Source organism: Variovorax sp. 10L421, assembly GCF_056395365.1.
In genome coordinates this window covers 40720-60938 of sequence record NZ_JBFTJJ010000033.1, presented here as the reverse complement: position 1 = coordinate 60938, position 20219 = coordinate 40720, and the positions used below count along the sequence as shown (strand labels likewise).

Here is a 20219-nt window from a genome sequence, read left to right as displayed (position 1 = left end):
CCTCGAGCGTCATCGATTCGAACTCGGTGCCCTTCTGCAGGTTGTTGAGGTTCACCACGTAGGCGTTGTGGTGCTTGCCGTAGTGGTATTCGAGGGTTTCCTTCGAATACTCGGGCGCCAGTGCGTCGAGGGCGTACGGCAAGGGAGGGAGCATGTGTTCCATGGTTGGTTTCCTTTGGTAGTGATGAAAAAAATCAGGTGCCCTGCCTGGGGCTGACCTGGTAGGCGCAGCGCCGCGCGCCCGCGAGCACGTGCTCGACGCGGCTGACGCTCACGTCGGGCCCCAGCACCGCGTCGAAAAGCTGCAGTTCGCTGCGGCAAAAGCCTGTGCAGGCCTGTGCCGCGGTGCAGATGGGGCAGTGGTTCTCGATGAAGAGGAAGCCGTCGCCCTCGGGCCGGAACTCGGCCATGTAGCCTTCGCGGCTGCGAATGTCGGCCAGCCGCTCCAGCCGCGTCTGGAGGCTGCGCGCGCCGCGCAGGGCCTCGGCGTAGTTGGCGCGCATGGTGTCTTCGCGCGCGGCGATGAGCTGGTCCATGCCGGCGTTTCCGAACACGCGGATCACGGCACTGATCATCTGCACCGTCATCTCGGCATGCGTGTCGGGAAAGCGCTTGTGGCCTTCGCCGGTGAGCCGCCAGATCTGCGTCGGCCGCCCGCGCCCGCCGGGGCGGCTTTGCGCATCGACCAGGCCGTCGGCCTCCAGCTTGACCATCTGCTGGCGCACCGCTTCCACCGTGACCTTCAGCACCTTGGCGATGTCGGGAATGCCGAGCGCCCCGCGCGTCTTGAGCGTGGACAGGATGCGGTCGGCCGGCTGGTGCGGCAACCAGGCGGGCTTGGCGTCGATGGGGGCGGGCATGGACGGCTTCGTGGAGGATGCGCAGGATCGATCTGCCATTTATCAAGCAAACGCTTTGATTATTGAACAAGGCCGCGAACGCTGTCGAGGACGGCGGCGCAATGACCTCGGCAGGCCGCGGGGCTATCGGGGACGGGGCGCGTTTTTACGTTTTCTTTATGCGGCCCCACGGACTCTGTTCCCCGTTTTTACGCACCGTTGCCGAGACTGAAGGTCTTGAATTTCGCTGCAGGAGTTGATGAATGGACATCGTCTGGATGGGCGCCTTGCTGGCGCTGTGGGCCGTGGTGGCGGCCATGGTGATCGGGCTGAACAGGCTCGATGCGCCGAAACCATCGAACAAGGCGCCGGGCGCCGCCGATGGAGCCGCATCGTGATCAGCCTCGAAGTTCTTTATGGCTTCGGCGCGTTGATCGCCGTGGTTCTTTTCGCGTACCTGGTGTTCGCGCTGATCTGCGCGGAGGAATTCTGAAATGACTTCTTCCGCCTGGGGCCTGCTGGCCCTTTTCCTGGTCCTGCTGGGACTGCTCGCGTGGCCGGTCGGCAAGTTCCTTGCCGCACTGTGCAACGAGCGCGTGCCGCGCTGGATGCAGCGCATCGAGGCGCCGCTCTACAAGCTCGCGGGCACCAAGCCCGAGCAGCCGATGCACTGGCTGCGCTATGCCTTCGCGCTGCTGGCCTTCAATGCCATTGGCGCGATCTTCGTCTATGCGCTGCAGCGCCTGCAGGCCTGGCTGCCGCTCAACCCTGCGGGCATGGCGGCCGTGTCGCCCGACTCGGCCTTCAACACCGCGGTGAGCTTCGTCTCCAACACCAACTGGCAGGGCTACGGCGGCGAGTCGACCATGAGCTATCTCACGCAGATGCTCGGGCTCTCGGTGCAGAACTTCTTCTCCGCCGCCACCGGCATCGCCGTGGCCTTCGCGCTGGTGCGCGGCTTCGCGCGCCGCGGCGACGGCAAGGGGCTGGTGGGCAACTTCTGGGCCGACATCACGCGCGTCACGCTGTGGGTGCTGGTGCCGATCTCCTTCGTGCTCGCCGTGGTCTTCGTCGGCCAGGGCGTGATCCAGAACTTCGACAGCTACAAGGAAGCGAGCACGCTGGAGACCACCGCCTTCCAGCAGCCGAAGAACGGCGCCGACGGCCAGCCGCTGAAGGATGAAAAGGGCCAGCCGGTGATGGAAGACGCCACCACCAAGACGCAGACGCTCGCCATGGGCCCGGTCGCTTCGCAGGAGGCGATCAAGATGCTCGGCACCAACGGCGGCGGCTTCTTCAACGCCAACTCGGCGCACCCGTACGAGAACCCGACGGCGCTGGTGAACCTGCTGCAGATGCTCGCCATCTTCCTGATTCCGGCGGCGCTGTGCTTCACCTTCGGCCACGTGGTGGGCGACATGCGCCAGGGCTGGGCCGTGCTCGCGGCGATGACGGTGATGTTCGTCGTTGCCGTGATGGTCATCACGCCCGCCGAGCAGGCCGGCAACCCGCTGCTGACTTCGCTGGGCGTCGACCAGATGCACGGCGCGCTGCAGGCCGGCGGCAACATGGAAGGCAAGGAGGTGCGCTTCGGCATCGATGCCTCCTCGCTCTTCGCCGCCATCACCACGGCCGCTTCCTGCGGCGCGGTCAACGGCATGCACGACTCGCTCACCCCGATGGGCGGCATGGTGCCGCTGGTACTGATGCAGCTCGGCGAGGTGGTGTTCGGCGGCGTGGGCTCGGGCCTGTACGGCATGCTGGTCTTCGCGATGCTCGCGGTGTTCATCGCCGGCCTGATGATCGGCCGCACGCCCGAGTACCTCGGCAAGAAGATCGAGGTGCGCGAGATGAAGCTGATCTCCATCGCCATCCTGGTCACGCCGATCCTGGTGCTGGCCGGCACGGCGGTGGCGGTGATCGCGGACGCGGGCAAGGCCGGCATCGCGAACCCCGGCGCGCATGGTTTCTCCGAAATCCTGTACGCGCTGACCTCGGCCGCCAACAACAACGGCAGCGCCTTCGCGGGCCTGTCGGCCAACACACCGTTCTACAACGGGCTGCTCGCGCTGGCCATGTGGCTCGGCCGCTTCGCGATGATCGTGCCGGTGCTCGCCGTGGCCGGCGCGCTCGCGGCCAAGAAGCGCCTGCCCGTCACCAGCGGCACGCTGCCCACGCACGGCCCGCTGTTCGTCTCCTTGCTGATCGGCACCGTGCTGCTGGTCGGCTTGCTCAACTACGTGCCGGCATTGGCCCTCGGGCCGATCGTCGAACACCTCGTGCTCTGGAAATAAGGAGCGCACCATGACTGTCCACACCAAAACATCTCTTTCGCTGTTCGACGCAGCGCTGGTCAAGCCCGCCCTGTGGGGCGCCTTCGCCAAGCTGAATCCGCGCACCCAGTGGCGCAACCCGGTGATGTTCATCGTCTACATCGGGAGCATCCTCACCAGCCTGCTCTGGGTGCACGCGCTGAGCTTTCCCGGTGACACCGGCATGAAGCCCGCCTTCGTGCTGGCCGTGACCATCTGGCTGTGGTTCACCGTGCTGTTCGCGAACTTCGCGGAAGCCTTGGCCGAGGGCCGCAGCAAGGCGCAAGCGGCTTCGCTGCGCGGCCTGCGCAAGGACACCTGGGCCAAGAAGCTCCATGAGCCGCATCACGGCGCGCAGTGGCTTCCCGAACAGGCGCCCAACCTGCGCAAGGGCGACGTCGTGCTGGTCGAGACCGGCGACGTGATTCCGCTCGACGGCGAAGTCATCGAAGGCGTGGCCTCGGTCGATGAAAGCGCCATCACCGGCGAATCGGCACCCGTGGTGCGCGAATCGGGCGGCGACTTCTCGGCCGTGACCGGCGGCACCCGCGTGCTGTCCGACTGGCTGGTGGTGCGCATCTCGGTGAACCCGGGCGAGTCGTTCCTCGACCGCATGATCGGCATGGTCGAGGCTGCCAAGCGGCAGAAGACGCCGAACGAGATTGCGCTGACTATCCTGCTGATCGCGCTCACCCTCGTGTTCCTGATGGTCACGGTCACGCTGTTGCCGTTCTCCATCTTCAGCGTGGAGGCCGCGGGCGCCGGCACCGTGGTGTCGCTCACCGCGCTGGTCGCGCTGCTGGTGTGCCTGATTCCGACCACCATCGGCGGGCTGCTGTCGGCCGTGGGCGTGGCCGGCATGAGCCGCATGATGCAGGCCAACGTGATCGCCACCTCGGGCCGCGCGGTGGAAGCGGCTGGCGACGTCGACGTGCTGCTGCTCGACAAGACCGGCACCATCACGCACGGCAACCGCCAGGCCAGCGCATTCCTGCCCGCGCCTGGCGTGACCAAGTCGCGCCTGGCGCGCGCCGCGATGATCGCCTCGCTGGCCGACGAGACGCCCGAGGGCCGCAGCATCGTCGAGCTCGCGCGCCGCGAAGGCCTGGAGCCGACGCCGGTGGAAGGTGCCCGCTTCGTCGCCTTCACCGCGCAGACGCGCATGAGCGGCGCCGATTTGCCGGCCGCGCCGAACAGCCTGGACACCGACCTCGTGCTGCTGCGCAAGGGTGCGGTCGACGCGGTGCGCCGCCACGTCGAGGCCATCGGCGGCACGGCGGCGCCAGAGGTGCTTCGCGCAGCCGAGGAAACGGCGCGCCGCGGCAGCACGCCGCTGGCGGTGGCGGAGGGCAACCGCGTGCTCGGCATCGTCGAGCTCAAGGACATCGTCAAGACCGACATCAAGGAGCGCTTCGCCGAGCTGCGCCGCATGGGCATCAAGACGGTGATGATCACCGGCGACAACAAGCTCACCGCAGCAGCCATCGCCGCCGAAGCCGGCGTGGACGACTTCCTGGCCGAGGCCACGCCCGAGGACAAGCTCGCGCTGATCCGCCAGTACCAGTCCGAAGGCCGCCTCGTGGCCATGACCGGCGACGGCACCAACGACGCCCCCGCGCTCGCGCAGGCCGACGTGGCCGTGGCCATGGGCAGCGGCACGCAGGCCGCGAAGGAGGCCGGCAACATGGTCGACCTCGATTCCAACCCGACCAAGCTGCTGGAAGTGGTGGAGACCGGCAAGGCGCTGCTGATGACGCGCGGCTCGCTCACCACCTTCTCGATCGCGAACGACGTGGCGAAGTACTTCGCCATCATTCCGGCGATCTTCATCTCGACCTATCCGCAGCTGGGCGCGCTCAACGTGATGCGGCTGGCGAGCCCGTCGTCGGCGATCCTGAGCGCGGTGATCTTCAACGCGCTGGTGATCGTGTTCCTGATTCCGCTGGCGCTCAAGGGCGTGCGCTACCGGCCGGTGGGCGCCGCCGCGCTGCTGCGCCGCAACCTGGCCATCTACGGCCTGGGCGGCCTGCTCGTGCCTTTCATCGGCATCAAGCTGATCGACTGGCTGCTTGTCGCCGTGCATCTCGTCTGAGGAGTATTCCGTCATGAACAACAACATCGTCAATGGCAACGGCAATGGCAGCGAGGGCGGCATCGTCCGCCCCGCGCTCGTGCTCTTCGTGCTGCTGAGCGCGCTCACCGGCCTGATCTATCCGATGGCCGTCACCGGCGTTGCGAAGACGGCGTTCCCCGCGCAGGCGGACGGCAGCCTCATCGTGCTCGACGGCACCGTGGTGGGCTCCAAGCTCATCGGCCAGAACTTCAGCGATCCGAAGCACTTCTGGAGCCGCCCCTCGGCCACCGCGCCGCAGCCCTACAACGCGAGCGCTTCAGGCGGCTCCAACCAGGGGCCGCTCAACCCCGCGCTGGCCGATGCGGTGAAGGCGCGCGTGGAAGCGCTGCGCGCGGCCGATCCGGACAACATCGCGCCGGTGCCCGTCGACCTGGTCACGGCCTCGGCCAGCGGGCTCGATCCCGACATCAGCCTCGCCGCCGCTCAGTACCAGGTGGCGCGGGTGGCGCGCGTGCGCGGCATGCCGCTGTCCGAGGTCCAGTCGCTGATCGACAGGAACACGCAGAAGCCGCTGCTGGGCTTTCTGGGCGAGGCGCGCGTCAATGTGCTGGCGTTGAACATCGCGCTCGATGCCGCTTCGGGTTCCTTCAGCCCTTCGGTTCCGCGTTGAGGAGAAAAAACCAACCATGGCCTATGCCGCCTATCGAGAGCACCCCGGCGTGCAGAGAACGCACGCTCCCCTGAACAAGCAAGGCAACGGCAGAAATGGAAGCAGCGCGTTCTACGTGCTCGACGTCACGGTCTGCTGCGCCGACGCGCTGCGCGTGCGCCGCAGCATCGCCGGCTGCCCCGAGGCCGGCGTGGTGCGCTGCGAGCCGCTGCTGCATGCCTGCAGCTCGCAGGAAAGCGACGCGCCCTGCGTGCGCCTGATGATCCGCCTGCCGCTCGCGCGTTATGCCGACGTGCTGCACCGGCTGATCGAATGCGTGCCTTCGGGCGAGATCGGCCGGCTCGTGAGCTGGCGCGAACACCTCGCGCGCTGCGGCCTGCGCCATGGTCACTGACCTGTTGATGGCGCTGCTGGCCATGGCGGCGCTGTTCGTGCCGCTGGGCTTTGCCTGGTGGGTGCTGTCGCGCACCGCTCGGCGCCATGCAGGCCGCCGCAAGGATCGCCCGATGCGCTAACCTGTGCCGCCGATGAACGAAGTGCTCCGCCCCGATCCCGACGCGCTGCTCGCGCAGCTGCGCAGCGACGAGGCGCGCGCCCAGCGCGGCAAGCTGCGCATCTATTTCGGCGCCAGCGCGGGCGTCGGCAAGACATGGGCCATGCTCAGCGCCGCGCAGCGCGAGCGTGCCACCGGGCGCGACGTGCTGATCGGCGTGGTCGAGACCCATGGCCGCAGCGAGACCGCCGCGCTGCTCTCGGGGCTGGAGGCGCTGCCGCTGCGCGAACTGGACTACCGCGGGCGCACGCTCGCCGAGTTCGACCTCGACGCCGCGCTCGCGCGCAAGCCCGCCGTGCTGCTGGTCGACGAACTGGCCCACACCAACGCTCCCGGCTCGCGCCACGCCAAGCGCTGGCAGGACGTGCAGGAGCTGCTGGCCGCCGGCATCGAGGTGTGGTCGGCGCTCAATGTGCAGCATCTCGAGAGCCTCAACGGCACGGTCGGCGCCATCACCGGCGTGCGCGTGCACGAGACCGTGCCCGACACCGTGCTCGACGAGGCCGACGAGGTGGTGCTGGTCGACGTCACGCCCGACGAGCTCACGGCGCGGCTCGCGGCCGGCAAGGTCTACCTGCCGCAGCAGGCGGAGCGCGCCGCGCAGAATTTCTTCCGCAAGGGCAACCTGATCGCCCTGCGCGAGATCGCGCTGCGGCGCACCGCCGAGCACGTGGAAGACGACGTGCGCGGCTGGCGCGTGGAGCAGTCGGGCCCGGGCGGCGCGGGCGCAAACGGCAAGGGCCCCGGCCTGCAGGCCTGGAACACATCGGGGGCGATCCTCGCGTGCGTCGGCCCGCACGAGGGCGCGGCGCAGACCGTGCGCACGGCCGCGAGGCTCGCGGGACAGCTCAACGTGCGCTGGCACGCGGTGTACGTCGAGACGCCCCGGCTGCAGCGGCTGGCCGCGGCGGAGCGCGACCGCATCCTCGCGGTGCTCAAGCTGGCGGAAGAACTGGGCGCGGCCACGGCCGTGCTCACCGGCTCCGACGTGGCCGAGCAGCTCGCCGAACAGGCACGGCGGCTCAACTGCGCCACGCTGGTGCTCGGGCGCTCACAGCCCGAGGCCGGCTGGCGGCGCTGGTGGTCCGCGAGGGCGGTGCCACTCGCGCGCGCATTGGCGCAGCGCGCGCCGGCGCTCGACATCATGGAAGTGGCGCCCGCCGAAAGCTCGCGCCGCCTGTCGCGCGCGCCGCTGCAGGGCGCGAGCATCGACAGCGACGACCACGAGAAGGCGCCCATCTACTGGCCCGGCTATGCATGGGCGGCGGCCACCAGCATCGCGCTCACGCTGGCGTGCACGCCGCTGGTCGGCGTGCTGGAGCTGTCGAACATCGTCATGCTGTTCCTGCTCGGCGTGGTGGGCGTGGCGATGCGTTTCGGGCGCGGGCCCTCGGCACTGGCCGCCCTGCTCAACGTCGCGGCTTTCGACTATTTCTTCGTGCCGCCGCGCCTGTCGTTCGCGGTGAGCGACGTGCAGTACGTGCTGACCTTCGCGGTCATGCTCGGCGTCGGCCTGCTGGTGGGCCAGCTCATGGCGGGCCTGCGCTTCGCGGCCGGCGTGTCGACCAGCCGCGAGCGGCGCGCGCGCTCGCTGTTCGAGCTGACGCGCGAACTGTCCGCCGCGCTCGAAAGCTCGCAGGTGATCGCGCTCGGCGCCGCTGCCGTGCGGGGCCACTTCGGTGGCGATGCGCTCGTATTGGTGACCGATACATCCGATCAGCTGGTGCAGCCTTCCGACCCGCCTCAGGGCTTCGACCCGCAGGTCGCCGATTGGGCCTTCCGCCACGGCCAGCCGGCAGGACTCGCCACGGCCACGCTGGCCGCGCAGCCCTGGCACTACGTGCCGCTGCAGGCGCCGATGCGTGTGCGCGGCGTGCTCGCGCTGTCGCCCGCGCAGCCGCGCTGGCTGCTCATTCCCGAGCAGGCGCAGCAGCTCGACACGCTGGCGCGGCAGATCGCGATCGCGCTGGAGCGCGTGCACTACGTCGAAGTGGCGCAGCAGGCCGTGGTCGAGATGGAGTCGGAGCGCTTGCGCAATGCGCTGCTCGGTGCCATCTCGCACGACGTGCGCACGCCGCTCACCGCGCTGATCGCGCTGGCCGAGTCGCTGCAGACATTGCCACCCGGAGAGCACGCCGAGGCCGCGCGCGCCATCGTCGCGCAGGCGCACGAGCTGCATGCGCTGGTGAGCAACCTGCTCGACATGGCGCGGCTCGAAAGCGGCATCGCCGGCGGCGCTGTGAACCTGCGGCGCGACTGGCAGTCGGTGGAGGAAGTGGTGGGCTCTGCCATTCGCGCGGCGCGCACTTCGCTGGGCAGCACCGTGGTGCAGACCGCGCTCGACCCGGAGTTGCCGCTGGTCGAGTTCGACGCCGTGCTGATCGAGCGCGTGCTGGTCAACCTGCTGGAGAACGCCATCAAGTACGGCGCGCCGCCCATCGTGGTCGGCGCGCGTGCCGAGCCCGGCGCGCTGGTGCTGACGGTGCGCGACCACGGCCCCGGCCTGCCGGCCGCGCTGCTGGGCCACGAACAGAAGCTCTTCGACAAGTTCACGCGCGGCGAGGCCGAATCCGCCACGCCGGGCGTGGGCCTGGGCCTGGCGATCTGCAAGGCGGTGGTGAGTGCGCACGGCGGTGAAATCGCGGCCGGCAACGCGCGCGACGGCGGTGCAGAATTCACGGTCACCCTGCCGCGCCGCGAGCCACCCGAGCCACCCGAGCCGGCCGAAGCCCAACTCTGACCCCATGCCAGCCCCCACCGCCATCGTGATCGAAGACGAGCCGCAGATCCGCCGCTTCGTGCGCGGTGCGCTCGAGGCCGAGGGCTGGGTGGTGCATGAAGCCGGCAGTTTGCGCGACGGGCTCGCCGCAGCGGGCACGCGCCAGCCCGACCTGCTGGTGCTCGACCTGGGGCTGCCCGACGGCGACGGCGTTTCGCTGATCCGCGACGTGCGCGGCTGGTCGGCCGTGCCGATCATCGTGCTGTCCGCGCGCAGCGACGAGGCCGACAAGATCGCCGCGCTCGACGCGGGGGCCGACGACTACCTCACCAAGCCCTTCGGCACAGGTGAACTGCTGGCGCGCGTTCGCGCCAACCTGCGTCGTCCGCGTGCGGTGGGCGGCAGCGCGGACGAGGTGCCCGAGGCGCTGTTCCGCTTCGGCGAGATCGAGCTCGACCGCGCCGCGCGCCTCGTCCGTCGTGCGGGCACCGAGGTGCACCTGACGCCGACCGAATACCGCCTGCTGTCGGTGCTGGTCGCCAATGCAGGCCGCGTGTTGACGCAACGCCAGCTATTGCGCGAGGTGTGGGGCCCGTCGCACACCGGCCAGAGCCACTACCTGCGGATCTACATGGGGCATCTGCGGCAGAAGCTCGAAGACGATCCGGCGCAGCCTCGGCATCTGCTGACCGAGACGGCTGTGGGGTATCGGCTGGTTGTTTAGCTCTCGGGTGCGTGCGTTCAGGGCGCAACGTTCAAACAGCAACACCCTTGTTCGGATTCAGCAAGAACTTCTCCCCCGTAGCCTGCTTCCCATAAACCCCGATCGCATCGAGCTGCAGCGCCTCGACCAGCGAAACCTCACGCGTGTACTTGCTCGCGAACGTGGTCTTCAGCTCCGCGACGACGCGCGCCTTCAAACGCTTGGTGCCTTCGTCGCCGAGTTTTCCGAGGAACGGGAACAGCAGCCACCCGCCCATGCCCCACGCCATGCCGAAGTTGCGCACGAACTCGGTCGGGCTGCGGTCGAGGCCGCCGTAGATGTACACCTGCTTGTGCGTGGTCGAACCGTAGCGGCTGTATTCCTTGGCCGTGCGGTTGATCGCGGCTTCCATGCAGCCGAGGATCTGCCCGGCGAGCTTGCCGCCGCCGGTGGCGTCGAAGGCCAGCGTGGCGCCGGTCTCGACCAATGCCTGCGTCAGGTCTTCGAGGAAGGTGGGCGAGGTCGCGTTGCACACGTACTTCGCGCCCAGGCCGCGCAGCAGGTCTTCCTGCTCCTGCTTGCGCACGATGTTGACGAGCGCGATGCCGTCCTTCTGGCAGATCTTGTTGAGCATCTGGCCCAGGTTCGACGCGGCGGCCGTGTGCACCAGCGCCTTGTGGCCTTCCATGCGCATGGTCTCGACCATGCTCAGCGAGGTGAGCGGGTTGACGAAGCACGACGCGCCTTCGGCCGGTGTGGTGCCTTCGGGCAGTTCCATGCACTGGGCAGCGGCGAGGCAGCGGTACTGCGAATACATCGCGCCGCCGATGGCCGCCACGGTCTTGCCGAGCAGCGCCTGCGCAGCCGGCGACGAACCGGCCTTGACCACCACGCCCGCGCCTTCGTTGCCGACCGGCATCGACTGGTCGAGCCGCGCCGCCATGGCGGGAAGCGCGCGCTCGGGCACCGTGGCGGTGACGACCGGGCGCTCGGCGGTGCCCGAGGCCTTGGCGGTGCTCATGTCGGCCGCACCGAACAGCAGGCCGAGGTCCGACGGGTTCAACGGCGACGCCTCGACGCGGATCACGACTTCGTGGGCCTGCGGTTCGGGGATCGGGTCGTCGTGCAGCGAGAGTTCGAGTTCGCCGTTGGCGCGGATGAGGGAGCGGATTTGCAGTGCCATGGGAGGCCCCTTTTCAGACGGTTCGCAGATGGCCTGTGGCCACGGGGCGGCCAGTATAGGAGCGCGGTGCGAAAGCTGCAGGCGCCTTCAGGACACCACGGGAACCACCGGCGCATGGGCCAGCGCGTGGCGCATCTTCACCGGGTCGAGCCGCTCGATATAGCGCGGAATGTTGCGCCACAGCGTGTGGTAGCCGTAGCCGCCGCGCAGCATTTCGTTGCGTGCGCTGTCCTTGTCCCAGTCCTGCACCGCCATGCGGTAGACCGCCGCGATCACGCCGGTGCGGTCGGCGCCGTGCATGCAGTGGATGAGCACCGGGCCATGCTTCCCGGCCTCGCGGATCGCCACCAGCGCGCGCAGCACCTTGGCGTCGTCGATGGACCAGGTGTTGATCGGCACGCGCACCAGCCGGATGCCGGTGCCCGCGAACACCTTCCTGTCGTCGTTGAAGGAGCGCAGGCTCACCACGGTGCGGATGCCCAGCGACTGCAGCGCCGCCATGTTGGCGCGCCGCGGCTGCGCGCTGCGGTAGAGCGTGGGCGTGATGCGGTGCAGGTTCTCGACCTGCAGTTCGTCCAGCGGGTCGGCCCAGTGGCCGGGGCGCGGGTCGGTGATGCCTTCTTCCGCTGTTGCTGCTGCTGTCCTGTGCTTCTTCGTCATTGCTTTTTCTTCTTCTCGCGCCGCCAGTGCCGCGTCCCCAGGATCAGCGCCGCCACCGCGAGCCCGCCCCAGTAGTCGACCGGCGCGCCCCACACCCAGTGCTTGTGCCAGAACGCATCCACCGCATTGAAGCGCGCCCAGCCGAAGGCCGGGTTGATGATGAACCACAGGAAGTCTTCGCACACCCAGAACACGATGAGCCCCGCCACCGCCAACCCAACGCCGCGCCACGTCCAGCGCCCGTTGAAGGCCAGCGGCGAGAAGAACACCAGCGCCATGAAGGTGAACACCCAGGCGTGGTAGCCCGTCATCGCGCGGCCGCCCCAGAAGAGATCGAGCCAGATGCTGTTCTCGATGCGCCAGGTCGGCAGCGAGGTGGCCCAGCCCGCGCCGCCTTCGATCTGGATCTCGGCGTTGGCGAAGAAGAAGGCCATGACAGCCACCCAGGCGAGATAGCCGAGCGTGCGGGCCACGCCCGTCTTTTCGGCGGCGCCGCTCACGCCGTCGTTCCCGCCGGCGCAGCCAGCACGTGCTGCAGCACCGTGCGCGCGGCCTGCGGTTTGCCCAGCGCCCGGCTGCGCGAGGCCATGTGCGCGAGCTTGGCGGGGTCGGCCATCAGGCGCGCCACCTTGTAGTCGAGCCCGATGGCGTCGTAGGCGAGCCAGGCCGCGCCTTCTTCCATCAGGAAGCCGGCGTTGTGTTCTTCCTGCCCCGGAATGGGCGAGATCAGCAGCATCGGCTTGCCGAGCGCCAGGCACTCGGACACCGTGAGGCCGCCGGGCTTGGTCACGACGAGGTCGGCCGCGGCCATCATCTTGTGCATCTCGTTGGTGAAGCCGATGGCCACCACGCGGCCCGGGTGGCGCCTGGCCAGGGCTTCGAGCTTGCCGTGCGCTTCCACGTTGCGGCCCGCCACGGCGATGACCTGGAAGTTGCCTTCACCGCCGAGGCCGAGCACGCGCTCGACCATGCTCGCGAGGTCGCCGACCCCCGCGCCGCCAGACGCCATCAGCAGCACGGGCCGCGAAGGATCGAGGCCGAGTTCCGCCACGCAGGTGTGGCGTGCGAGCGCCGGCACATCGGGTTCGGAAAACGCCGGCATCACCGGAATGCCGGTGACGTGGATGCGGTCTGCAGGAATGCCGCGCGCGCGCAGGCGGAACGCCACCTCTTCCGTCGCGGCCAGGTAGCCGGCCATGCCCGGCACCAGCCACATGTTGTGCAGGTCGTAGTCGGTGATCTGCAGCCACACCGGGTAGTCGATGCGGCCGCGGTTGCGCTCGCGCATCAGCAGCTCGGCCGGCAGGAAGTGCGTGCAGACCACGGCATCGGGCTTCTCGCGGCGAATCTCCTTCACGAGCGCGCCGGTGCTCAGCCGTTCGATGCCGCGGCGCAGGCGTTGCGAGGGCGCGTGGTGCGGCGTGGTGTCGGTGCGCTGGTGCAGGTACGACCACAGCTCGGGTGCCCGGTTCACGAGCTGGATGTACCAGTCGGTGTAGACCTTGCGGAAACCGCCGGCCACGTGGGCCATCGCGTCGATGTGGACCGCTGTGCAGGGCGGGGCGAGGGACTGGGCGGTGGCGGCAAGCGCCTGTGCTGCACGCACGTGGCCGTTGCCGGCGCTCACGCTGAGGATCAGGAGTTTGGTCATGAAATCCGGAAGTTGCGCGGATTATGGCGATGCCTTGTGGCACTTGCTGCGGTCTTTGGGGCCTGTGCACACGCCCCGAAAGACCGCGCCTCAGAGCGGCGCCCGAGAGGTAATGAACTGATTCACCCCAATGGCCGCCCGCTCCCGAACAGCCTCAAACGTAGTGCTCTCGACGATGCGACCGTTCTCGAACACCGTCTGCAGCAGATCGCTCTGCCCCGCCGAGAGTGCCTCTTCGCGCAATGTCTGCACCTCGCCGCGCGCGTTCTTCACCAGCGCGAGCCGTCCCTTCTTCGAGGCCTTGCCCACATCGCCCACCGGCGACTTGTACACGTCGCGCCACTCGCCGTTCACCTGCATGGCCGAGGACTTCATTGCCCACTGCATCGTGTCGCGGTTGACCTGCTGCAACAGCCCGCCGCCCATGCCGAAGGAGATGTTCTCCGTCGAGAAGCCGTTGTGGAAGAAGTTCGACAGGCACAGCCGCAGCGAGTCGAGGTTCACGCCATCGCCCTGGATGATGCGCACGTTGTTCAGCACGCGAAAGCCCTTGGCATTGGTCGTCGTGCCGAAGCGCTCGGCCAGGATCTGCGCCACCTTGAGCGTGGTCTCGGCCGGGTCGCCCGAGTCGGGCCGCACCACCAGCGTCGCGCCCGAAGCCACCACCTTTGCCTTCAGCTCGCCGCCCCAGATGCGCGCGCAGGCGTTGAAGATGTCGTAGCTGTCGCTCACCACCGCGAAGGTCGCGCCGGGCTTGCCGAACTGGTCGACCATGTTGCTGTACGCGTCGGCTTCGTGCTCCCGGCCCCAGCCCGTGATGGTGCTGTGTTCCGCGGCTGGAATCGAGAAGCCCGCCACGTCGCAGTCGTAGTATCGGCGCGCGGCCACCAGCGCGGCCAGCGTGTCGGTGCCCATGAAGTTCACCAGGTGGGCCATGCCGCCGAGCGCGGCCGATTCGAGGCTCGACACGCCGCGCGCGCCGAAATCGTGCAGCCTGAAGGCGATCTGCCCTTGCGGGTCGTCGCAGGTCGCTTCGAGGTACCGCAGCAGCGTGGTGCGCGCGGCGGCCGAGAGGGTTGCCACCGTGGTCGGATACCAGATGGCGCGCAGCAACTCGGTCTCGAGAAAGCTCGTGACCCAGAAGAACTCGGGGTCGGTGTTCTCGATGGTCGCGAGCACGTTGTGCACCGGCAGCACGCTGCCCTCGGGCACCGCGCGGATGCGCACCGGCATCAGCCCGCCATGCTTCTCGATCAGGCGCAGCCAGCCTTCGCGGTTGAAGGGCTCGCCGTGCACGGCCATGAGTGCTGCGGCTTCCTCCACGTCGGCCAGCGTCACGGGCGTCTGCAGGTATTCGCGCAGGTAGGCCTGCAGGCCGAAGAAGAGGGAGTGGCTGAAGATGCCGCCGCGCGATTCGATGTAGCTGTACACCGTCTGCGTGCCGGGCGGGTACTGCATCCAGTGCGACACCTTGTAGGAGTCGGTGCGAAGCAGCAGGTTGTTGCCCAGGGGCGTGGAGGTGAGATTGCGGTTCATGTGTGAAAGCTCCTTTCACTGTGGCGCCCGTCAACCGGGGCCGTTCTTGCTGACAAAGCCTGGTCGTTCAGTTCTTGCCCAGGCCACCCAAAAAATGATTCGCGATGAAGAAGTGGTCTTCGTAGATGCGCTCCTGCATGTCGAGGAACTCGGCGATGGGCACCCAGCGCACCTCGGCCGCATCGTCGTCGGCGCGCACCTCCGACAGGCCCGTCCACTGGTTGTGCGCCAGCTCGAAGAAGAAGCCATGCGTGATGGTGCGCCCGCGCTGCGAGCGGTCGGGCGCGTCGAACACGTGGCTGGCCTTCATGCTGCCGTTGAGCACGGGCACGGGCACCTTGATCCGGGTTTCTTCCTTCAGCTCGCGGATGGCCGCGTCCTGCAGGCGCTCGTGCTGGCCGACGAAGCCGCCGGGCAGCGCCCAGGTGCCCTTGCCGGGATGGAACTTGCGCTGCACGAGCAGAATGTGGCCGGCCTCGACCACGATCGCGTCGACCGTGGTGTAGATCGGCGGAAAGCTGCTGCCCGCATAGCGGTACTTGTCGCGATAGTCGGCGAGGAACGCGCGCTCTTCGCAAAGCTCGGCGTAGTCGGCGGTGTTCGAGAACTGCTCGAGGAAGGCCGCGGTGCCGTCGGGCAGGTCGGCGCGTGCCAGCTGGCCGCGGTTCTCGGGGTCGAAGTAGAGGCTGCGCACGTCGGTGGCGTTGAGGCTCTCCACGCTGTTCTGGCCGGCGAATTCCCAGTGCGGGAAGAGCTTCAGGTAGTAGCTCGATGCGTCCTTCAGGTGGCCCACCAGTGCAACCCTGGCCTTGGCCGGCGCGTGGCCGTCCTGCGTGATGAGCCGCTCGACCGCCGACTGGATCGACGCGATCCAGATCTGGTCGTTGTAGGGCGAATCGCCCACGCCCACCACGCTCACGCGCATCTGCTCGGTGCCGCGCAGGCAGGCGCGCACCATGCGTTCGCGCTCGTCGAAGGTGAAGGGGTTCTTGACGCTGCGTGGCTTGCGGTCGGAGCCGACCACCACGATGACCCGATCGGCGGCGCGAAGGCCTTCTTCGATGAGTCGTTGATGTCCGAAATGGACGGGCTGGAAACGCCCGATAACGATGGCGTATTGAAACTTGCGTGTGCTCACTTGGGAATCCCCCAAAAAGGGCGCGATCAACTCGCGCTTGCGTTCAGGATAGCATCGGTGCCGCACATTGATCAAGCCTTCCGATGACCGAGCCCTCCACTTCCCCCACTGGTGCCGTGCGCCTCAACAAGCGCATGGCCGAACTGAAAATGTGCTCGCGCCGCGAGGCCGACGAATGGATCGCCAACGGCTGGGTGAAGGTCAACGGCAAGCCGGCCGAGATGGGCGTGAAGGTCGTGCCGTCCGACCGCATCGAGATCGACAAGGCGGCCAGGGGCCAGCAGGCCAACCAGGTCACCATCCTCATCAACAAGCCCATCGGCTACGTGAGCGGGCAGGCCGAAGACGGCCACGAGCCCGCGGTCACGCTGTTCACGCCGCAGAACCGCTGGGCCGACGACAACGCGCGTTTCTTCTTCAGCCCGCAGCAGCTGCGCGGCCTCGCGCCTTGCGGGCGGCTCGACATCGACTCCATCGGCCTGCTGGTCATGACGCAGGACGGCCGCATCGCGCGCCAGCTGATCGGCGAAGACTCGGTGATGGAGAAGGAATACCTCGTGCGCGTGGCCTACCACGGCCTGGGTCAGCCCGCGCCCACGGGCCAGCTGGTGCGCATGGACGACGACGATCCCGTCACCACCAACGTGCAGGCGGTCTTTCCACCGGCCATGCTGGCGAAGCTGCGCCACGGTCTGAGCCTCGACGGCCAGGCGCTGAAGCCGGCGCGGGTCGAATGGCAGAACCCCGAGCAGCTGCGCTTCGTGCTCACCGAAGGCAAGAAGCGGCAGATCCGCCGCATGTGCGAGCTGGTCGGCCTGAAGGTGGTGGGGCTGAAGCGCGTGCGCATCGGCAAGGTGATGCTTGGCAACCTGCCGCTGGGGCAATGGCGCTACCTCGGACCGCACGAGAAGTTCTGAGCCTGCGGGCGCTGAACCGCGCCACGCTGGCACGGCAGATGCTGCTGGCGCGGCGCAAGCTCACGGCGGTGCAGGCCGTCGAACGGCTTGCCGGGCTGCAGGCACAGGCACCCAACCCGCCCTACATCGGCCTCTGGAGCCGGCTCGAAGGCTTCGAGCGCGAGCAGCTGACCGAGGCAATGCGCAGGCGCCGCATCGTGCGCATGTCGACGATGCGCTCCACCCTGCACCTGATGACCGCGCACGATGCGCTGGCATGGCGTCCGCTGCTGGAGCCGGTGCATCAGCGCGGCCTGCTTGGCAACCACAAGCGCGCGCTCGAAGGCCTCGACCGCGAGGCGGTGGTGGCGGCGGGGCGCGCGCTGCTCGGCGAGAAACCGCACACCAGCGCCGAACTCGGCCAGGCCCTCGGCATGCGATGGAAGGGCCGCGAGACCGCCTCGCTCGCCGCGCTGATCCGCAACAACCTGCCGCTGGTGCACCTGCCGCCGGCCGGCAGCTGGAACTCGCACCAGAGTGCATTGCTGCAGCCCCTGGGCGACTGGCTGGGCAGCGTCGAGGCACCCCGGGCCACGCAGGACGATCTGCTGCTGCGCTACCTCGGCGCCTTTGGTCCCGCCACGCTGGCCGATGCTGGCGCATGGTCGGGCCTCACGGGCTGGAAGGCGGTGGCCGAGCGCCTGCGGCCGCAGCTGCGCGTGTTCGTCGGCGAAGGCGGGCAGGAGCTGTTCGACCTGCCCCGCGCGCCGCGCCCCGACCCCGACACGCCCGCGCCGCCGCGCCTCGTGGCCGAGTGGGACAGCCTGCTGCTTGCGCACGCCGACCGCAGCCGCGTGCTGAGCGAAGTGCACCGGGCCCGCGTGTTCACCGTCAACGGCATCGTGCGCGGCACGGTGCTGCTCGATGGGTTCGTGGCGGGTGTCTGGAAGATCGAGCGCGCGAAGAACACCGCGACCGTGGTGCTGGAGCCGTTCACGCGCTGGTCCAAGGCCGACCGTCTCGGTGTGGAGGAAGAGGCCCTGGAGCTGCTGGCCTTCACCTCCGACGGCGAGGGCGAACGCCATGCCGTGCGCGGGCCCTTAAGTCCCACGTAACTCTGCGCCACTACGCTGCGCCGCGGCGCAGGCTCTTCCGATCATCCCGGTCGCGTGCTACCTTGCGGCCGAAGGAGTTGCCGCGATGCGCGTGCTGTTGGTGGAAGACGATGAAATGATCGGGCGCAGCCTGAAGCAGGCGCTCGAGGGCGCGGGCTGGTCCGCGGACTGGGTGCGCGACGGCGAACTGGCGCAGAGCGCGCTCGGCGACGGCGGCTACACCTGCGTGCTGCTCGACCTCGGGCTGCCGAAGCACGACGGCACCGAAGTGCTGCGCCGCGCGCGCGAACGCGGCGACGCCACCCCGGTGCTGGTGCTCACGGCGCGCGACGGCCTCGATGACCGCATCCACAGCCTCGACCTCGGCGCCGACGACTACCTGCTCAAGCCCTTCGAGTTCCGCGAGCTGCTCGCGCGCATGCGCGCCGTGGTGCGGCGCCGCGACGGCGCGGCGCATTCGCTGGTCGGCAGCGGTGCATTGCAGCTCGACCTCACCACGCGCGAAGTGGTGGCCAACGGTGCGCGCGAGGCACTCACCGCGCGCGAGTTCGCCCTGCTGCACGCGCTGCTGGAGCGGCCCGGCGCCATCCTTTCGCGCGAGCAGCTCGAGAACCGCATCTACGGCTGGGGCGAGGAAGTCACGAGCAACGCGATCGACGTGCTCATCCACGGCATGCGCCGCAAGCTCGGCGCCGAATCGATCCGCAACGTACGCGGGCTCGGCTGGCGCGTCGCGGCATGATGATGCTCGCCCCCAGGCTGCCCTGCCAATGAACGGAGCTTCGCGCGGCACCGGCCGCTGGTGGCGGCCGCGTTCGCTGCGCACGCAGCTGCTGCTGTGGCTCGTCACGCTGCACCTGGGTGCGGCGATGCTCACGGCGTGGTTCTCGTTCGTGGCCTACGGCAACCTCGTGCACAACGCGCTGGACGAACAGATGCGCCTCGTGGCCGAGTCGTACGCGGGCAGCGATCCGGCGAAGCTGCCGCGCCCGATGAACGGCGAGGCGGCCTTCTCGCGCGGCGCTTTCATCGTGCAGATCTGGAGCGCCGACGGCCACACGCTGCGCGCCACCTCATGGCCCGTGCTCGCGGTGCCCTTGCAGGCCCAGCCCGGCTTCGGCGACGTGAACACCGGTACGCACGCGGGTTCCGCCTGGCGCGTGTTCACCGCGCCGCCCGGCACGCGTGCCGACCAGCCGCGCGTGCAGGTGCTGCAGAACGAGGACTACCGCCGCCGCCGCGCCCTGCGCCGCGCGCTGCTCGAAGGCCTGCCGATCACGCTGCTGCTGCCGCTGGCGCTGCTGATCCTGTGGATCATCGTGTCGGCCGCCTCGCGCTCGCTGCGCGCGGTGGCGCGCGACGTGGCCTCGCAGGACGAACGCAGTCCCACCGAGCTCTCGCTGGCGCGCGTGCCCGACGAGATCGCGCCGCTGGTGGGCGCCTTCAACAACCTGCTGTCGCGCGTGCGCAGCGCCTTCGCCACGCAGCGGCGCTTCGTGCAGGACGCGGCCCACGAGCTGCGCACGCCGATGGCCGCCATCGGCCTGCAGATCGAGAACCTGCGCGCGCACGTGCCGGCCGGCGAGGCCACCGAGCGCTTCAACCAGCTCGAAGCCGGCGTCACGCGCGCGCAGCACCTGATCGAGCAGCTGCTGCACCTCTCGCGGCAGGACGCGCCGCAGGGCGGCGATGCGCGCGAGCGTGTCGACGTCGAGGTGCTGCTGCGCGAAAGCGTGAGCCAGCTGATGGTGCTGGCCGATGCGCGGCGCGTGGACATCGGCTTCGAGGGCAGCATCGCCGCGGTGGTGTTCGCGCCCGCGGCCGAGCTGCGCAGCGTGTTCGACAACCTCATCGACAACGCGCTGCGCTATGCGCCCGAAGGCGGCGTGGTCGACGTGAAGCTGCACGAGGCCGAAGGCCACGCGGTGGTCGACGTGCTGGACAACGGCCCGGGCATTCCGCCGGCCGCGATCGGCCGCGTGTTCGACCGTTTCTTCCGCGTGCCGGGCGCCGTGGCAGGCGGCAGCGGGCTGGGGCTCGCGATCGCGCGCACGGCGGCCGAGCGGCACGGCCTGCGCATCGAGCTGTGCAATCGCGCCGATGGGCCGGGGCTGATGGCGCGCGTGCATCTGCCCTCGGCGGCGGCGTAGCGGGCAGCGCACCGCTCACG

At 69.0% G+C, this 20219-nt stretch carries 20 protein-coding genes and 1 pseudogene; 13 read left to right on the top strand and 8 right to left on the bottom strand.

Annotated elements, in window-relative coordinates; genetic code table 11:
* Both AC1DFC_RS27425 and AC1DFC_RS27420 read right to left on the bottom strand, forming a co-directional pair.
* Positions 1 to 163 (bottom strand): annotated as a pseudogene (locus AC1DFC_RS27425) (superoxide dismutase [Fe]); the annotation flags it as partial.
* Between the two features lie 31 nt (positions 164 to 194).
* Positions 195 to 860 (bottom strand): helix-turn-helix transcriptional regulator, encoded by a 666-nt coding sequence (locus tag AC1DFC_RS27420; protein WP_478180386.1) that lies wholly within the window; start codon positions 858 to 860, stop codon positions 195 to 197.
* 242 nt (positions 861 to 1102) lie between these two features.
* On the opposite strand from AC1DFC_RS27420, the gene AC1DFC_RS27415 reads away from it, so the two are divergent.
* The 9 genes from AC1DFC_RS27415 to kdpE are packed head-to-tail and all read left to right on the top strand — an operon-like array spanning position 1103 to position 9891.
* Entirely contained in the window at positions 1103 to 1237 is a 135-nt protein-coding gene (locus AC1DFC_RS27415; RefSeq protein ID WP_007838099.1) for a hypothetical protein, read from the top strand.
* Positions 1234 to 1332, top strand: a complete 99-nt coding sequence (gene kdpF / locus AC1DFC_RS27410; protein ID WP_019657711.1) for a K(+)-transporting ATPase subunit F — start codon at positions 1234 to 1236, stop codon at positions 1330 to 1332. The genes AC1DFC_RS27415 and kdpF overlap by 4 nt, the downstream gene beginning before the upstream one ends.
* Position 1333: 1 nt before the next feature.
* Complete coding sequence (gene kdpA / locus AC1DFC_RS27405; RefSeq protein ID WP_478180385.1) at positions 1334 to 3133, top strand: potassium-transporting ATPase subunit KdpA; 1800 nt, start codon at positions 1334 to 1336, stop codon at positions 3131 to 3133.
* Between the two features lie 10 nt (positions 3134 to 3143).
* On the top strand, positions 3144 to 5243 hold the full coding sequence (gene kdpB / locus AC1DFC_RS27400; protein ID WP_413331704.1) for a potassium-transporting ATPase subunit KdpB: 2100 nt from the start codon (positions 3144 to 3146) through the stop codon (positions 5241 to 5243).
* A 13-nt stretch (positions 5244 to 5256) separates the two neighbouring features.
* Positions 5257 to 5895 carry a potassium-transporting ATPase subunit KdpC gene (gene kdpC, locus AC1DFC_RS27395; RefSeq protein WP_478180384.1) on the top strand — a complete coding sequence of 213 codons (639 nt, stop codon included), beginning with the start codon at positions 5257 to 5259 and terminating at the stop codon, positions 5893 to 5895.
* A 16-nt stretch (positions 5896 to 5911) separates the two neighbouring features.
* Complete coding sequence (locus tag AC1DFC_RS27390) at positions 5912 to 6289, top strand: hypothetical protein (RefSeq protein ID WP_007838094.1); 378 nt, start codon at positions 5912 to 5914, stop codon at positions 6287 to 6289.
* Complete coding sequence (locus AC1DFC_RS27385) at positions 6279 to 6410, top strand: hypothetical protein (protein WP_007838092.1); 132 nt, start codon at positions 6279 to 6281, stop codon at positions 6408 to 6410. The genes AC1DFC_RS27390 and AC1DFC_RS27385 overlap by 11 nt, the downstream gene beginning before the upstream one ends.
* A 12-nt stretch (positions 6411 to 6422) precedes the next feature.
* Positions 6423 to 9188, top strand: a complete 2766-nt coding sequence (locus AC1DFC_RS27380; RefSeq protein WP_478180383.1) for a DUF4118 domain-containing protein — start codon at positions 6423 to 6425, stop codon at positions 9186 to 9188.
* Between the two features lie 4 nt (positions 9189 to 9192).
* On the top strand, positions 9193 to 9891 hold the full coding sequence (gene kdpE, locus AC1DFC_RS27375; RefSeq protein WP_007838088.1) for a two-component system response regulator KdpE: 699 nt from the start codon (positions 9193 to 9195) through the stop codon (positions 9889 to 9891).
* Positions 9892 to 9922: 31 nt separating this feature from the next.
* On the opposite strand, the gene AC1DFC_RS27370 is transcribed toward kdpE, so the two are convergent.
* The 6 genes from AC1DFC_RS27370 to AC1DFC_RS27345 all read right to left on the bottom strand — a co-directional run bounded on the left by AC1DFC_RS27370 (position 9923) and on the right by AC1DFC_RS27345 (position 16038).
* Positions 9923 to 11053: a zinc-binding dehydrogenase gene (locus AC1DFC_RS27370; RefSeq protein WP_007838086.1), complete on the bottom strand. Its 1131-nt coding sequence runs from the start codon at positions 11051 to 11053 to the stop codon at positions 9923 to 9925.
* 87 nt (positions 11054 to 11140) lie between these two features.
* Positions 11141 to 11713, bottom strand: coding sequence for a dual specificity protein phosphatase family protein (locus AC1DFC_RS27365; RefSeq protein ID WP_478180382.1), 573 nt, complete (start codon positions 11711 to 11713; stop codon positions 11141 to 11143).
* Positions 11710 to 12213: a hypothetical protein gene (locus AC1DFC_RS27360; RefSeq protein WP_007838081.1), complete on the bottom strand. Its 504-nt coding sequence runs from the start codon at positions 12211 to 12213 to the stop codon at positions 11710 to 11712. Before AC1DFC_RS27360 ends, AC1DFC_RS27365 begins: the two co-directional genes overlap by 4 nt.
* Positions 12210 to 13364 carry an MGDG synthase family glycosyltransferase gene (locus AC1DFC_RS27355; protein WP_007838080.1) on the bottom strand — a complete coding sequence of 385 codons (1155 nt, stop codon included), beginning with the start codon at positions 13362 to 13364 and terminating at the stop codon, positions 12210 to 12212. Before AC1DFC_RS27355 ends, AC1DFC_RS27360 begins: the two co-directional genes overlap by 4 nt.
* Before the next feature lie 90 nt (positions 13365 to 13454).
* A complete protein-coding gene (locus AC1DFC_RS27350) occupies positions 13455 to 14900 on the bottom strand; it encodes a nicotinate phosphoribosyltransferase (protein WP_413315248.1) in 1446 nt (481 codons plus the stop codon).
* A gap of 67 nt (positions 14901 to 14967) precedes the next feature.
* Entirely contained in the window at positions 14968 to 16038 is a 1071-nt protein-coding gene (locus AC1DFC_RS27345; RefSeq protein WP_413315247.1) for a bifunctional nicotinamide-nucleotide adenylyltransferase/Nudix hydroxylase, read from the bottom strand.
* 83 nt (positions 16039 to 16121) lie between these two features.
* On the opposite strand from AC1DFC_RS27345, the gene AC1DFC_RS27340 reads away from it, so the two are divergent.
* The 4 genes from AC1DFC_RS27340 (at position 16122) to AC1DFC_RS27325 (ending at position 20199) form a co-directional block, all read left to right on the top strand.
* Positions 16122 to 16955, top strand: coding sequence for a pseudouridine synthase (locus AC1DFC_RS27340; protein WP_007838072.1), 834 nt, complete (start codon positions 16122 to 16124; stop codon positions 16953 to 16955).
* Entirely contained in the window at positions 16922 to 18049 is a 1128-nt protein-coding gene (locus AC1DFC_RS27335; protein ID WP_042674269.1) for a winged helix DNA-binding domain-containing protein, read from the top strand. The genes AC1DFC_RS27340 and AC1DFC_RS27335 overlap by 34 nt, the downstream gene beginning before the upstream one ends.
* Positions 18050 to 18134: 85 nt before the next feature.
* Positions 18135 to 18791 carry a response regulator gene (locus AC1DFC_RS27330; protein ID WP_007838070.1) on the top strand — a complete coding sequence of 219 codons (657 nt, stop codon included), beginning with the start codon at positions 18135 to 18137 and terminating at the stop codon, positions 18789 to 18791.
* A gap of 28 nt (positions 18792 to 18819) precedes the next feature.
* Positions 18820 to 20199 (top strand): sensor histidine kinase, encoded by a 1380-nt coding sequence (locus tag AC1DFC_RS27325; protein WP_007838069.1) that lies wholly within the window; start codon positions 18820 to 18822, stop codon positions 20197 to 20199.
* The last annotated feature ends 20 nt before the right edge of the window (positions 20200 to 20219 follow it).

Coding starts and splice junctions, on each gene's coding strand:
- AC1DFC_RS27420 (WP_478180386.1), bottom strand. CDS start 860: ATGCCCGCCCCCATCGACGCCAAGCCCGCCTGGTTGCCGCACCAGCCG.
- AC1DFC_RS27415 (WP_007838099.1), top strand. CDS start 1,103: ATGGACATCGTCTGGATGGGCGCCTTGCTGGCGCTGTGGGCCGTGGTG.
- kdpA (WP_478180385.1), top strand. CDS start 1,334: ATGACTTCTTCCGCCTGGGGCCTGCTGGCCCTTTTCCTGGTCCTGCTG.
- kdpB (WP_413331704.1), top strand. CDS start 3,144: ATGACTGTCCACACCAAAACATCTCTTTCGCTGTTCGACGCAGCGCTG.
- kdpC (WP_478180384.1), top strand. CDS start 5,257: ATGAACAACAACATCGTCAATGGCAACGGCAATGGCAGCGAGGGCGGC.
- AC1DFC_RS27390 (WP_007838094.1), top strand. CDS start 5,912: ATGGCCTATGCCGCCTATCGAGAGCACCCCGGCGTGCAGAGAACGCAC.
- AC1DFC_RS27385 (WP_007838092.1), top strand. CDS start 6,279: ATGGTCACTGACCTGTTGATGGCGCTGCTGGCCATGGCGGCGCTGTTC.
- AC1DFC_RS27380 (WP_478180383.1), top strand. CDS start 6,423: ATGAACGAAGTGCTCCGCCCCGATCCCGACGCGCTGCTCGCGCAGCTG.
- kdpE (WP_007838088.1), top strand. CDS start 9,193: ATGCCAGCCCCCACCGCCATCGTGATCGAAGACGAGCCGCAGATCCGC.
- AC1DFC_RS27370 (WP_007838086.1), bottom strand. CDS start 11,053: ATGGCACTGCAAATCCGCTCCCTCATCCGCGCCAACGGCGAACTCGAA.
- AC1DFC_RS27365 (WP_478180382.1), bottom strand. CDS start 11,713: ATGACGAAGAAGCACAGGACAGCAGCAGCAACAGCGGAAGAAGGCATC.
- AC1DFC_RS27355 (WP_007838080.1), bottom strand. CDS start 13,364: ATGACCAAACTCCTGATCCTCAGCGTGAGCGCCGGCAACGGCCACGTG.
- AC1DFC_RS27350 (WP_413315248.1), bottom strand. CDS start 14,900: ATGAACCGCAATCTCACCTCCACGCCCCTGGGCAACAACCTGCTGCTT.
- AC1DFC_RS27340 (WP_007838072.1), top strand. CDS start 16,122: ATGACCGAGCCCTCCACTTCCCCCACTGGTGCCGTGCGCCTCAACAAG.
- AC1DFC_RS27335 (WP_042674269.1), top strand. CDS start 16,922: ATGGCGCTACCTCGGACCGCACGAGAAGTTCTGAGCCTGCGGGCGCTG.
- AC1DFC_RS27330 (WP_007838070.1), top strand. CDS start 18,135: ATGCGCGTGCTGTTGGTGGAAGACGATGAAATGATCGGGCGCAGCCTG.
- AC1DFC_RS27325 (WP_007838069.1), top strand. CDS start 18,820: ATGAACGGAGCTTCGCGCGGCACCGGCCGCTGGTGGCGGCCGCGTTCG.